Source organism: Ruegeria sp. YTSC230, assembly GCF_059609665.1.
In genome coordinates this window covers 64,165-76,874 of sequence record NZ_JBXWMC010000010.1, presented here as the reverse complement: position 1 = coordinate 76,874, position 12,710 = coordinate 64,165, and the positions used below count along the sequence as shown (strand labels likewise).

Genomic DNA, 12,710 nt, shown 5'->3' with positions numbered 1-12,710 from the left:
CAATGTCTGACCCCATCCTTCTGAGCCTGTCCGGCTCTTTGCGCCAAAGCGCGACCAACCGCAAATTGCTGCGCGAAGCGGCACGGTTGTTCGAGCCGGGAACGCATATCGAAGCTGATCTGAACCTGCCGCTTTATGATGGTGATCTTGAAGATGGCGAGGGCATCCCCGAAGCCGTACAAACCCTTTCCGATCAGATCGCCCAAGCCCATGCCGTGATCATTTCGACCCCGGAATACAACAAAGGCCCGTCAGGTGTTCTGAAGAATGCCCTGGACTGGGTCAGCCGAACAGATGGCCGCCCCTGGGCCGACAAACCGGTTGCTGTGATGTCAGCCGCCGCAGGACGCGCAGGTGGCGAGCGGGCGCAGATGGTTTTGCGCGGCTATATGGTTCCGTTCCAGCCTCGTATCCTGCAGGGTCCGGAAATTCATCTGGCCAGCAGCTCGAACGAGTTTGACGAGCAGGGCAGATTGCTGAGCGATCGTTACGAAAGCTCTCTGCGGATACTCATGCAGAAACTACGGACCGAGGCCGGGTTCTGAGATCAAGACGCCGCTTGCCGGGGCAGGTCCGTCTACATAATCTGCCGACATGACTGAGGAAATACAAACCGATGTGATGGACCCGGCCCGCGCCGCCGCGCTGCTGGCGGCGCTTGGATCCAACGACAGGGTCGCAGCAGGCGATCAACTGCCGCCGTTCTTTCACCAGTTGTATTTCTGGTCCCCTCAGTTGCCTGCCAGTTTGGGGCGGGACGGGCATCCAAAGGTTGGGGGCGGTCTGATCCCCGATATGGGCTTGCAACGTCGGATGTGGGCCGGGGGACGGTTGCAGTTTCACGCGCCGCTGGTCGCGGGCTCAAAAGCCGTGCGCCGGTCTGTTCTTGAAAGTGCGGCGACAAAAACCGGACGGACGGGACCGCTGGGGTTTGTTACCCTGCGACACGAGATTTCTCAGGACGGTCAATTGTGTCTGAGCGAATGGCAGGATCTGGTCTATCGGCCTGACCCTTCGGATACTGACATCAAGCCCAAGGCACCCGTGGCCCGTACCGATGAAACCCACAGGCGAGACGTCACTTTCGACAGCACGTTTTTGTTCCGATACTCGGCGCTGACCTTCAATGGGCACCGTATCCATTACGATTTGGACTACGCGCGGGATGTCGAAGGCTATGACGGCCTGGTCGTTCATGGCCCTTTGCTGGCACAATTATTGATGCTGTTTGCCGAGGATCTGGCAGGTCCCTTGGCTCAGTTTTCATTTCGCGCGTCATCGCCGCTAATGCACTCTGAGACGGCGACCTTGTGCTGGAATGGCCAAGCGATGTGGGTGCGCGGACCAGATGGGCGGCAATGCATGTCCGCCGAGTTTGTCCCGCGATCAGAGTGATGCTTCGGGTCTGAAATCACTCGGGATCGCGTCCCGGTTCTCAAGAACCAGATCCGCCATGACCTCAGCTACTTTCGGGGCCATGCCAAAGCCGATCTTGAAACCACCATTGGCAATGAATTGACCTTTGTGTACCGGGTGCGCGCCCAGCATCGGTGCGCGGCTTTTGCTGCGCGGCCGTACACCCGCCCATCGTTCGATGACCTCTGCGCCATGCAGGACGGGAACGGCCCGCATCGCCCGGTCTAAAACGTCATCCAGAGCCGCGTCCGTGCTGGTCGGATCGTCATAGTCACGCTCCGAGGTCGAACCGATTGCCAACGTCCCGTCCGCATGCGGTATGAAGTGGATTGTGTCCGCAAACAGTTGTGGAACCTCTCCCGCATCAAACCGCAGAAGTGCGGCTTGACCCTTGACGCCGTTGCCAACGGTTTTGCCAAGAGCTTCGGTCAGTTCCTGCAGACCGGCAAGGCCGGTGGCATGGACAACCTGTCCGCGATCTGGTGCGTCGGCTACGACCTCGACCCCCATCACCGCCAGTGCGGCAACCAATGCAGCACAGGCCCGGCGGGGATGCATGCGTGCGCTGAGTGTATCATGGACGACAAAGCCCGTGGGGCTGGGTGGGCACCAAGCACCGATTGCGGCTGTTTCAACAACGCTCCATTTGGCGCGGGCTTGCCACAGTTCCGCTGCTGTGATGGCGCGCGCATGGGCAAGATCCAGTGTTCGGGTGTCGGCGATGGGTTGCAGCCGTCCCAGCCGCGCATATCCGGGTGAGACACCGCCTGTGGCCTCGACCTGTTTCCAGAATGGTTCGGCCATGATCAGGCTGTCGAACTGAAACGCCTTCTTGGCATTCCAGTTTTCGGGCACATGCGGTGCCAGTGCGCCAACCAGGCCGCCGCTGGATCCGGCTCCGGGACCAAAAGGGTCGACGATCTGCACCTTTGCGCCTCGCCGTGCGCAGGTCCAGGCGATTGACAGGCCGAAAATCCCTGCACCGCGCACCGTCACATCGACCATTGCCATTCCCCTTTACCTTGTTCAGTGTCGCGCCGCTTAGCTACAGGATTCCCCGATGGCAGACCAGCGTGCCGAACTGACATGGACTGAGGATCAGATCCCGGTCTCGGATCGTTTCGACGATCCGTATTTCTCGTTGCAAAACGGGCTGGAAGAGACGCGGCATGTGTTTCTGGCGGGCAATGAGCTGCCTGCGCGGTTCGCACCTGGCTTCCACATTGCTGAATTGGGCTTTGGCACCGGGTTGAACATGCTGACTGTCTGGTCAGAGTGGGAGAGATCGGGCCAGACCACGCCGCTGTCCTTTACCAGTTTTGAGGCCTATCCGATGGCACCCGCGAACATGTCCCGAGCGCTGGCGGCCTTTCCTGAACTTGCGCCTTGGTCTGACCGGTTCCTTGCGCAATGGGAGGGCGGCACATGTGATTTGGGCACCCTGCGGCTGGAGGTTGTTGAAGGCGATGCACGTCAAACCCTGCAAGCATGGGAAGGTGCCGCCGATGCGTGGTTCTTGGATGGGTTCTCTCCGGCTAAAAACCCCGAATTATGGGGTGCAGACCTGATGCAGCAAGTCGCCGACCACACGGCCACTGGCGGAACGGCGGCAACGTATACAGCCGCCGGGTTCGTGCGACGGGGGCTTGAGGACGCCGGTTTCACAGTTACACGCGCACCCGGTTATGGCCGCAAGCGCCACATGACCCGGGCGGTCAAATCATGACGCAGCAGAACAATACGCGCGCCGGGATTGCGTTGATGATCGGGGCGACCATCGTCTTCGCACTGCAGGATGGTATTTCGCGCCATCTGGCGGGAACATACAACACATACATGGTGGTGATGATCCGCTATTGGTTCTTCGCCGCCTTTGTCATCGCTTTGGCCGCACGTGCGCCCGGCGGATTGAAGGCCACCACCCAGACAAGCCAGCTGAAGCTGCAGATATTTCGTGGCCTTCTGCTGGCGGCCGAGATCTGTGTCGCGGTGTTCAGTTTCACTGTTCTGGGCCTGATCGACGCGATGGCCGTATTCATCTGCTACCCGTTGTTGATCGCCGCTCTCAGCGGGCCGGTATTGGGCGAACAGGTCGGCTGGCGACGCTGGGCCGCAATCGGCGTTGGGTGCATCGGTGTTCTGATCATTCTCCAGCCCGGCGTGGGTGTCTTTAACCCTTGGGCCATTGTACCGCTGATCTCGGCTTTCATGTTTGCAGTCTATGGTTTGCTGACCCGTTACGTGTCCCGCCGGGACAATTCCGCCACCAGCTTTTTCTGGACGGGCGTCAGCGGTGCCGTCGCCATGACGCTAGTGGGAATGTGGTTCTGGGAACCGATGGCCCAAACGGATTGGGCCTGGATGGCGCTGCTATGCGTGAGTGGCGTTCTGGGGCACTGGTTGCTGATCAAATGCTATGAGATGGCCGAGGCCAGCGCGGTGCAGCCCTTCGCCTATTTCCATCTGGTCTGGAGCGCGATCCTGGGAATCTCGGTCTTTGGTGAAACGCTGCGCCCTGAAGTGGTCATAGGCGCAGCGCTGGTTGTCGCCGCCGGGCTGTTCACCCTATGGCGCGAAAGACGCCAGCGTTGACCCGACCAGTTCCTGCGAGAACGGGATCGGCAAGGCAGGTTGGCCAAGACGGGCGCGGTAGACCGGCAGGCTTTCCGACACACGCATCACGTAGTTGCGGGTCTCGCTGAACGGGATCGCCTCAATCCAGTCGACGACATCGATTTCGCCTGCGCGCGGATCGCCATAGCGATCCATCCACGACATCGGCCGACGTGGACCTGCGTTGTATCCGGCCGCCATCATCACGACGTTTCCGTTGAAATCAGCGGCCAGACCGGACAGGTAATTGGCACCCAACTTGGCATTATATTGCCAATCCGAAGTCAGCTTGATCGTCTTGTGGCCGCTTAGGATACCCAATTCCTTGGCCACAAGCTTTGCCGTGGCCGGCATGACCTGCATCAGCCCGCGCGCTCCGGCTCCACTGATCACAACGGGGTCAAACTCGCTTTCCCGGCGGGCAATGGCCAGCGTCATTTCCTTGGCCATGGGCAACCCCATGTCGGCCACCGGATGCACCGGGTAATAGGCGGCTGGCAAAACCAAGCCGACTGTTGCAGCGCGTTTGGCAATCATTACGGCCAGATGCGGCTGCTTCAACTCGATCACCAAATCGCCCAACTGATTGGCCTGAACCGGGTCCAGCCCTTCAACCAGATGGGTCAGGAACCGTTCAGACAGGGTGTCTTCGTCAGCCTTCAGCAGCAGTAGACCCGCCTCCAGCACGCTTGAATTGGAGAAATCAGCTTGTTTCCAATGGGGTGCCCTGCGTGGGTTGGCCAGTTCACTATCGAAAGGACGCCCGATCTGCTCTGCCGCCAGCAAGCCGTAGAAAGAGGACTGATAATCTGCACCCATCGCATAGGCGTCATAGGCTTTTTCGGCGTCACCATGGGCCGCATAGGCACGACCCAACCAATACCCGGCGCGTCCTTTCGAGATCGGCGATTTTACCGCGTCCGAGAAGTTCTGGAAATGCCGGATCGCGGTCGAAGGATCATTCAGCTTCCGCAAGGCTAGAAACCCGGAAAGCCACTCCAGATCCGCATAGCCATAACCCATTTCTGGCGTCATGTGGTGATTGGCAGCAATCTGATAAGCGCGGTTCTGGTCCCCATTTCGCATCTCAAGTCGGGCCAACCGGCGGCGGCCTTCGGCCCATTTGTCAGGTTCCCCCAACGCATCAGGGCCGGAAGAACGCGCCAGCATCAAGTCAATCGCGCTGTCGTCCAACTCTTTCTTGTCACGCCAGACGAACCTGTCAAAAGCCAGGCCCGGTGAATCGACCAGCGATTTCGGAACTGCCGCCACCTTGCCGTCGACGCCGGGTTGCCGTTTCTGAAGGCCGATCCGCGCCTCAGCCAGTTTACGCTGATCAGCGCTGACCAGCGGCAGCATCTGACCTGCGCTGACAAGGTGGTTGTCCCATAGCATCCGATCCAGACGGGCAGCGTGATGGGGTTTCAGAAGTTTTCCAAAGTTCTCAAGATAGTCTTTTTGCAGACCCGAGCCCATTGGCATCGTCCGCCAGGCCGCGACGATATCGGCCTCGGCATCTCCCTGACGACCCTTTGCCTTCAATGCGACTGCATAGTTCAACGCACCCTCTGCGGTTTGCGGCGGCTGTTTGGCATAGAATCTAAGAACGCGGTCCGGATCGGCGCCAGTAAAGGCGGGCTCACTTTTGCGCCGCAACCAAGCCAGACCAGGCCAGTCTGGACGACGATCCAAAAACACCAGAACGTCACCCGAACTGCCAAACCCTTCGCGCAGCCAGTGCCAAACGATGATGTCCCGAGACACTGAACCCCGCGCACCAGAAACACGCAGGGCTTCATTCCAGTCCCCCTTGCGCATTTCATTCATGCCGGCCCGCAGATCACCTGCGGCGTCGGCCCGCACTTGTGTGCCCGAAATCAGAATTACGACCGTCAAAAACGCCAGAAAGCGTGTCATCCCTTGCATTTCCCAACCAACCAAGGATACAGCCATTCAGGATAAAGCTTGCGCCGTCGGGTTCAACTCAAGAAAGACAGATTTCTGGCAAACCGAGGCGTAAAAATTACAAACTGCACCTAAGGAGCGTGTCATGTTCAAAGGCTCTATGCCAGCCCTCGTCACACCGTTTAGCAACGGCGAGTTGGACCTGAAGACGCTCAAACACTTGGTGGAATGGCAGATTCAGGAAGGCTCCACCGGACTGGTTCCCGTTGGCACCACCGGCGAAAGCCCCACTCTGAGCCACGAAGAGCATGAAACTGTTGTCGACGAGGTTGTCAAAGCCTCGGCTGGTCGTGTTCCTGTGATCGCAGGTGCCGGGTCAAACAACACTGTTGAGGCCATCCGGTTTGTGCGATTCGCGCAGAAAGTAGGCGCCGATGCAGCTCTGGTCGTGACGCCATATTACAACAAGCCCACGCAAAAGGGTCTGCTGATGCATTTCCGTGCGCTGCATGATTGCGCGGATATTCCGATCATCATCTACAACATTCCCGGTCGGTCAATCATCGACATGACCCCTGAAACCATGGGTGAGTTGGCGAAACTGCCACGCATCGTCGGTGTAAAGGACGCAACCGGAGATCTGGCCCGCGTCAGCCAACAGCGCGTGTCCTGCGGCCCGGACTTTTGCCAGTTGTCAGGCGAGGACGCGACGGCGCTTGGTTTCAACGCGCATGGCGGTGTGGGCTGTATTTCGGTCACCGCGAACGTCGCACCCAAACTGTGTGCCGAATTCCAGCAGGCGACGCTGAACGGCGACTATGCCAAAGCGTTGGAGTATCAGGACCGCCTGATGCCCCTGCACGAAGCGATCTTTATCGAGCCCGGCCTCGTGGGTGCCAAATACGCGCTCAGCAAATTGGGTCTGTGCAGCGAAGAAGTCCGCTCGCCCCTGTCCGGGCTGGAAAGCAGCACCAAATCCGCGATCGACGCGGCGCTCCAACACGCCGGCCTTATCTAAGGCGAATTCAAAAAAAACAGGCGGCCTCGAACCTCGAGCGCCGCCTTTTTTGTTCCGGTTCCAGACTTCATCTGGCCCAAAATATCCCGGGGGAGTCGCGGCTTGCCGCGACGGGGGCAGAGCCCCCTATCGTTTTCCGTAATACAGTCCAACGACATGCTCGGCCTGTGCGAAGAACAGCCAGCGTGACGTCGCAACACCGGCCAGATGGGACAGCACTGCCAGCAGCGCGAAGAAATGGCCGAATGGCAACAGCAGCAGGATAGCCGGCAGGACAAAGGCCAGCATAAACGAGATGATGCGCAGCTTTTCAGCATGCTTGCGGCCAACGACGTGAACGAATTCACGCAGCAAATAGTTGGTGCCGGTATGAGGAGGCTCAAACGCACGCACGGTGCCGCGATCGCCCAATCCGGTAGCCGTGCCCAGATTTGTGCCGGACTCCTCCAGCGCTTTGTCGCCCTTTTTCCAATACAATATCTGCACCAGCGCCGCGATCAGCAGCAGCGGCAGCGCCACTCGGACCTGTCCGGCCAGCAGGGCACCGCCCGCAAGGCTGAAGCTGAGGAACATGGCCGGAGTCAGGTTCATATTCCAGCGGGGAATGGTTTTGAGCTGCGTGTAGATCATCGACGTGGTGAATACGGTCAGTAGCGAAAACAGAGCGCCGATCCAGCCAAGAAGGCTCCAGCGTTGGTCCAGGAAGATCACGCCAATCGCATAAAGCCCCATGACGATCAGAGCGATGACCGCGCACCAGCCTTCGCGACTGAGCCAGCTGGTCTTCCATTGCGTAAACGCTTTCCAGGCCCGCTCGGGGTGGCCAAGGTGAAAGGTGGACGCCATCAGGCCGCCAACGGACAGGGCGTAGGCGATGGCGAAAAAGACAAAAGCGACCCAGCCAGAGACGTCTGGCAGACCGAGGCTCAAAAAGAACAACAGTCCAAAGCCAAGACCCGACAGGGTGGTGAAAATGATGACGGAAGGTGCTGGATGCATCAGAGCTTCTCCAAGGTCTTGTCCAGCCAGCTAAGGAACCCTTTGGGCTCTTCAGCGACCGGGGCCAGCAACGGGGCCAGGATGTCGATCTGATCTTCGACGTTATCCTTGGGCCGTGGCGGCAGGTATTTGTTGACTGGTTTGGTGCCCATTTCCGGCATCAGATCCATGCCACCGCGTTCGGCGACCAGTTTGCTGACATCGCTGTCCGCATCGCCCAGATCACCGAAGTGGCGCGCGCCTGCGGGACAGGTGCGTACGCAAGACGGAACACGGTCTACTTCCGGCAGGTTTTCGTTGTAGATACGGTCAACGCAGAGGGTGCATTTCTTCATCACCCCTTCGGCCTGATCCAGTTCACGTGCGCCGTAGGGGCAGGACCACGCGCACAGGCCACAGCCGATGCAGTCGCTTTCATTGACCAGAACGATGCCGTCCTCGACCCGCTTGTAGCTGGCCCCTGTGGGGCAAACGGTGACGCAAGGCGCGTCCTCACAGTGCAAGCAGGATTTGGGGAAGTGGATCAGCTGGGCGTGACCTTCCGCCGGTTGCACCTCATAGGAATGCACCCGGTTCAGGAAAGTGCCGGACGGGTTGGCACCATAAGCGTCCTGATCGGATAGCGGCGCGCCGTAGTTTTCCGTGTTCCAGCCTTTGCATGAGATGACGCAGGCGTGGCAGCCAACGCAAGTGTCCAGGTCGATGACCAGACCCATCCTGCGGTCGGTGGATGTGGGGAGCTGGGTCATGACTACCTTGCCTCCGCTTTTGTGGTGAGGGCGGACTGGGGCGCTGCCCCAGACCCCGCGATATTTATGGCCAGATGACACAGGGACCGGGTCATTTGCCTACCTTCCATGCCAAATCCTTCGGTCCAGTTCCGACCGGAGATTCAATCGGTGGGAATTCCGGTTGGCTTTCCGCATCCGTTGGTGGCTCAGCTTTTTCGATCTTCACTTTCAGGTCGAACCAGGCTGCCTGGCCGGTGATCGGGTCAGAGTTTGCCCACCGCAGACCATCGCCCTTGGGCGGCAGCAGTTCGTGGATCAGGTGGTTCAGCAGGAAGCCCTTGGTGGCCTCGGGCGCGTCGTCTTGCAGCGCCCATGCGCCTTTGCGTTTGCCAATGGCGTTCCAGGTCCAGACGGTGTTTTCGTTCAGGGCCGCCATTTCCATGACCGGCACCGTGATCTCGCCATGCGGCGAGGTCACCTTGGCCCAATCACCGTCGCTCAGGCCATTCTCGCGCATCAGCTTAGTCGGAACATAAAGTGGGTTGCGGCCGTGCAACTGGCGCAGCCATGCGTTCTGGGTTCCCCAGCTGTGATACATTGCCATGGGGCGCTGGGTCAGAGCGTTGACAGTAAAGCCTTCGTTGCCGGTCTGGTCGGTCTCGTACCAGATGGGCATCGGGTCCAATGTCTCTTTGATGCGTTCCCGCAGGTGTTCCGGGGGCTGACGTTCGCCGTGGCCTTCGGCGGCAAGCTGGAATTTGCGCATCGGCTCGGAATACAGCTGGAACAGGTATGGCTGCGGGCTGTCATAGATGCCGATGCCGACAGCCCAATCCTGATAGGCTGCGTTCCATGGTTTGTAGTAATCCGCGCCTTCGGGGATATGGGCCACGTAAAAGCCGCCGTTTTCGATATAGCGGTTCAGCTGGTCAGGGTTGACCTCGCCGCGGCCTTCCTTATCGCCGTTTTCACCACGGAACCCGGCAAGCGGTCCGATACCGGGCTTGCGTTCGTGATTGACGATATAGTCGGCGTAATCTGTCCATTTGGCGCTGCCGTCTTCATTGGTGAAGCCCGGCAGGCCCATGCGGTTGGCCAGTTCGACCAGCGCTGATTGGAAGCCTTTAACATCCCGATCCGGTTCGATCACCGGCCAGCGGATTGCGTCAGCTGCCGCATCCGCTTCGCAGATCGGGCGATCGAGAAGCGAGATACAGTCATGCCGTTCCAGATAGGTGGTATCCGGCAGGATCAGGTCGGCATAGGCCACCATTTCCGACGAATAAGCGTCGGAATAGATGATATGCGGGATTACGTAATCGCCGTTTTCATCTTTGTCCGTCAGCATTTCCATGACGCCTTTGGTGTTCATGGATGAGTTCCAGGACATGTTGGCCATGTACATGAACAGCGTGTCGATCTTGTAGGGATCGCCCGCATGTGCGTTCGAGATTACCATATGCATCAGCCCGTGGCTGGACATCGGGTTGTCCCACGTAAATGCCTTGTCGATCCGCGCCGGGCTACCGTCCGCCTTCAGCGCCAGATCCTCCGGCCCTTGAACAAAGCCCAGATGCGGGCCGTCCAGCGGCGTATTCGGGGTCACCTTGCAGTGCGGTCTCGGGTGCGCCTCGACCGGTTTGGGATAGGGCGGCTTGAAGCGGAAGCCGCCGGGGACTTCGACTGTGCCAAGGATAATCTGCAACACGTGCAGTGCGCGGCAAGTCTGGAAGCCATTGGCATGGGCCGAGACACCGCGCATCGAGTGCATGGCAACCGGGCGGCCGATCATCTTGGTGTGCTTTTCGCCGCGGAAATCAGTCCATTCGCGCTCCAACTCGAACGCCTCGTCAAAAGCAACGCGGGCCAACTCGCCCGCGATGGCGCGGATACGGGTGGCGGGGATGCCGCACTGCTCGGCGATGTTCTCAGGCGCGTATTCGTCGCTGAGGTAGCGTTCGGCCATCAGGTGGAACACGGGGCGGTGGGTGACGCCATCCTTTTCAAAGGTGGCCGACAGGTCGGGGCGGACGCCCGGTTTGTCAAACGCCGTCAGTTCGCCCGTGTTGCGGTCAACAACCAGTGGTTTGCCGTCCTCATCGCGCAGGAACAGACCCTTGGTGGGGCCTTCGGACGCGTCGACCAGAACCGGCGCGTTGGTGTAACGGCTGAGATAGTCCAGATCGATCTTGCCGGCCTTCATCAGCACGTGGATCATTGACAGGATGAACAAACCATCGGTGCCAGGAGTGATCCCGACCCAATCGTCAGCAACTGCGTTATAGCCCGAGCGGATCGGGTTGACACCGATCACCCGTGCGCCACGGGCCTTGATCTTGCCGATGCCCATCTTGATTGGGTTGCTGTCGTGGTCTTCGGCAACACCGAACAGCATGAACAGTTTGGTGTGATCCCAGTCAGGCTGGCCAAACTCCCAGAACGCGCCGCCCATCGTGTAGATGCCGCCGGCGGCCATATTGACCGAGCAGAACCCGCCGTGGGCCGCATAGTTACAGGTGCCAAAGTTCTGTGCCCAGAAGCTGGTGAAGCTTTGGCTTTGGTCCCGGCCGGTGAAGAAGGCCAGTTTCTCGGGGTTGTCCTCGCGGATCGGCTTGAGCCAGCCAACGGCGATGTCCAGGGCCTCGTCCCAGCTGATCTCTTCGAACTTGCCCGAACCACGTGGACCGACGCGTTTCAGTGGGGCGCGCAGACGCGAAGGAGCATTGACCTGCATGATCCCAGCCGAGCCCTTGGCGCACAAGACGCCCTTGTTAACCGGGTGATCGCGGTTGCCTTCGATATAGGCAACCTTGCCGTCCTTCATGTGTACGTTGATGCCGCAGCGACAGGCGCACATGTAGCACGTTGTTTTTCTGACCTCGTCAGAGACCTTGGGAGAGGTATTAATGATTGGCTGGTTCATTTCTGGTCCATGTGGCTTTTGATCCGATTATTCTCATGAGCAGAGATCAATCGGAACAGTATTTCGCTTTAGCCGGATTTACGAGGCGTCTGTCCGGGTTTTGGATGTTTCTGCTTGCACGGCCGTAACCGCGATCATGTGCAGAACGTCCTCAGCGGAGCATCCGCGTGAAAGGTCGTTGGCCGGTTTCGCCAGTCCCTGAAGGACCGGGCCGATTGCCTCGGCACCCCCAATACGCTGCGCGATCTTGTAGCCAAGGTTGCCTGCGTCGAGGTTTGGGAACACAAAAACATTTGCCTCGCCGTGCAGGGGCGAATCCTTGGCTTTCTTTGCAGCCACCTCGGGGACGAATGCGGCGTCAAACTGCAGCTCGCCGTCGATCAACAGATCGGGGTCAGCCGATTTTGCAATCTGCGTGGCCTCACTGACCTTCGTGACTTTCGGATGATTGGCGCTGCCGCCGGTTGAAAAGGACAGCATTGCAACGCGGGGCGTCTCGTGCGTCAGCGCCTTGAAAGACGCGGCAGATGCCCGGGCGATTTCGGCCAGTTCCTGTTCGTTCGGATCAACCACCAGGCCGCAATCGGCAAAGATGTGCGCTCCGCGGACCGTGTGGTGATCGCGGCAGTAGAGCATCAGGAAAAAGCTGGAAACCATGGCCGCGTCGGGCGCTTTGCCGATGATCTGCAAAGCGGCGCGCACTGTGGCCGACGTGGTCTCAACAGCTCCGCCGACGGTTCCGTCTGCATTACCGGTATGAACCAGCATCGCGGCATAGTTCAGGCGGTGTTTGATTTCTTCAGCGGCCTTTTCAGGCGTCATGCCCTTGTGCTTGCGCCGCTCAAAAAGCTCAGCTGCAAACGCTCCGGCATGGGGAGAGTCCGATGGATCGTGGATTTCGATGCCGTCGACATCCTGACCAGCCTGTTCGGCCAGCAGGGCAGTTACTTTGGCTTTGTCACCAACCAGAATGATGCGCGCGACACCTTCCTTGCGGGCCTTCAAAGCACCTTCAACAACACGTGGATCATCGCCCTCAGCGAGGGCGATGATCTTGTCGGAGCTGCTGGCAGCTCCGAGAATTGTGCGTAGTGGCTTCACGCGA

General features: G+C 59.3%; 11 protein-coding genes. 5 read left to right on the top strand and 6 right to left on the bottom strand.

The features are described 5' to 3' along the window. Positions 1–2: 2 nt before the first annotated feature. A complete protein-coding gene (locus tag AC2FD9_RS18655; RefSeq protein ID WP_282170470.1) occupies positions 3–545 on the top strand; it encodes an NADPH-dependent FMN reductase in 543 nt (180 codons plus the stop codon). 49 nt (positions 546–594) lie between these two features. Next, positions 595–1,395 (top strand): HTD2 family dehydratase, encoded by an 801-nt coding sequence (locus tag AC2FD9_RS18650; protein ID WP_282170469.1) that lies wholly within the window; start codon positions 595–597, stop codon positions 1,393–1,395. Here the strand turns inward: AC2FD9_RS18650 and AC2FD9_RS18645 are convergent. Further along, positions 1,387–2,427, bottom strand: a complete 1,041-nt coding sequence (locus tag AC2FD9_RS18645) for an NAD(P)/FAD-dependent oxidoreductase (RefSeq protein ID WP_282170468.1) — start codon at positions 2,425–2,427, stop codon at positions 1,387–1,389. The genes AC2FD9_RS18650 and AC2FD9_RS18645 overlap by 9 nt on opposite strands. A gap of 49 nt (positions 2,428–2,476) precedes the next feature. Here AC2FD9_RS18645 and mnmC2 point away from each other — a divergent pair, with 49 nt between their 5' ends. Continuing rightward, complete coding sequence (gene mnmC2 / locus AC2FD9_RS18640) at positions 2,477–3,142, top strand: tRNA (5-methylaminomethyl-2-thiouridine)(34)-methyltransferase MnmC2 (RefSeq protein WP_282170467.1); 666 nt, start codon at positions 2,477–2,479, stop codon at positions 3,140–3,142. Continuing rightward, positions 3,139–4,008, top strand: coding sequence for a DMT family transporter (locus tag AC2FD9_RS18635; protein ID WP_282120289.1), 870 nt, complete (start codon positions 3,139–3,141; stop codon positions 4,006–4,008). Before mnmC2 ends, AC2FD9_RS18635 begins: the two co-directional genes overlap by 4 nt. Here the strand turns inward: AC2FD9_RS18635 and AC2FD9_RS18630 are convergent. Further along, positions 3,982–5,946 carry a lytic transglycosylase domain-containing protein gene (locus AC2FD9_RS18630; protein ID WP_496838436.1) on the bottom strand — a complete coding sequence of 655 codons (1,965 nt, stop codon included), beginning with the start codon at positions 5,944–5,946 and terminating at the stop codon, positions 3,982–3,984. The two genes, AC2FD9_RS18635 and AC2FD9_RS18630, sit on opposite strands and share 27 nt — an antisense overlap. 133 nt (positions 5,947–6,079) lie before the next feature. On the opposite strand from AC2FD9_RS18630, the gene dapA reads away from it, so the two are divergent. Further along, positions 6,080–6,952, top strand: coding sequence for a 4-hydroxy-tetrahydrodipicolinate synthase (dapA, locus tag AC2FD9_RS18625; RefSeq protein ID WP_496838313.1), 873 nt, complete (start codon positions 6,080–6,082; stop codon positions 6,950–6,952). A 126-nt stretch (positions 6,953–7,078) separates the two neighbouring features. Here the strand turns inward: dapA and AC2FD9_RS18620 are convergent, their stop codons facing one another. The 4 genes from AC2FD9_RS18620 to pta form a co-directional block, all read right to left on the bottom strand. After that, positions 7,079–7,951 carry a dimethyl sulfoxide reductase anchor subunit family protein gene (locus AC2FD9_RS18620; protein WP_496838311.1) on the bottom strand — a complete coding sequence of 291 codons (873 nt, stop codon included), beginning with the start codon at positions 7,949–7,951 and terminating at the stop codon, positions 7,079–7,081. Next, the gene (locus AC2FD9_RS18615) at positions 7,951–8,700 is read right to left on the bottom strand and encodes a 4Fe-4S dicluster domain-containing protein (protein ID WP_496838310.1); all 750 of its coding nucleotides are present in this window, start codon (positions 8,698–8,700) and stop codon (positions 7,951–7,953) included. The genes AC2FD9_RS18620 and AC2FD9_RS18615 overlap by 1 nt, the downstream gene beginning before the upstream one ends. A 91-nt stretch (positions 8,701–8,791) precedes the next feature. Next, complete coding sequence (locus AC2FD9_RS18610) at positions 8,792–11,605, bottom strand: molybdopterin oxidoreductase family protein (protein WP_496838308.1); 2,814 nt, start codon at positions 11,603–11,605, stop codon at positions 8,792–8,794. A 78-nt stretch (positions 11,606–11,683) separates the two neighbouring features. Next, entirely contained in the window at positions 11,684–12,706 is a 1,023-nt protein-coding gene (gene pta, locus AC2FD9_RS18605) for a phosphate acetyltransferase (RefSeq protein WP_496838306.1), read from the bottom strand. Positions 12,707–12,710 lie beyond the last annotated feature (4 nt).

Bases quoted from the DNA above. Each gene is read 5' to 3' on its own strand.
- AC2FD9_RS18615 (WP_496838310.1), bottom strand. From the start codon at position 8,700: ATGACCCAGCTCCCCACATCCACCGACCGCAGGATGGGTCTGGTCATC.
- AC2FD9_RS18645 (WP_282170468.1), bottom strand. From the start codon at position 2,427: ATGGCAATGGTCGATGTGACGGTGCGCGGTGCAGGGATTTTCGGCCTG.
- AC2FD9_RS18630 (WP_496838436.1), bottom strand. From the start codon at position 5,946: ATGACACGCTTTCTGGCGTTTTTGACGGTCGTAATTCTGATTTCGGGC.
- AC2FD9_RS18620 (WP_496838311.1), bottom strand. From the start codon at position 7,951: ATGCATCCAGCACCTTCCGTCATCATTTTCACCACCCTGTCGGGTCTT.
- AC2FD9_RS18635 (WP_282120289.1), top strand. From the start codon at position 3,139: ATGACGCAGCAGAACAATACGCGCGCCGGGATTGCGTTGATGATCGGG.
- AC2FD9_RS18610 (WP_496838308.1), bottom strand. From the start codon at position 11,605: ATGAACCAGCCAATCATTAATACCTCTCCCAAGGTCTCTGACGAGGTC.
- AC2FD9_RS18655 (WP_282170470.1), top strand. From the start codon at position 3: ATGTCTGACCCCATCCTTCTGAGCCTGTCCGGCTCTTTGCGCCAAAGC.
- mnmC2 (WP_282170467.1), top strand. From the start codon at position 2,477: ATGGCAGACCAGCGTGCCGAACTGACATGGACTGAGGATCAGATCCCG.
- AC2FD9_RS18650 (WP_282170469.1), top strand. From the start codon at position 595: ATGACTGAGGAAATACAAACCGATGTGATGGACCCGGCCCGCGCCGCC.
- dapA (WP_496838313.1), top strand. From the start codon at position 6,080: ATGTTCAAAGGCTCTATGCCAGCCCTCGTCACACCGTTTAGCAACGGC.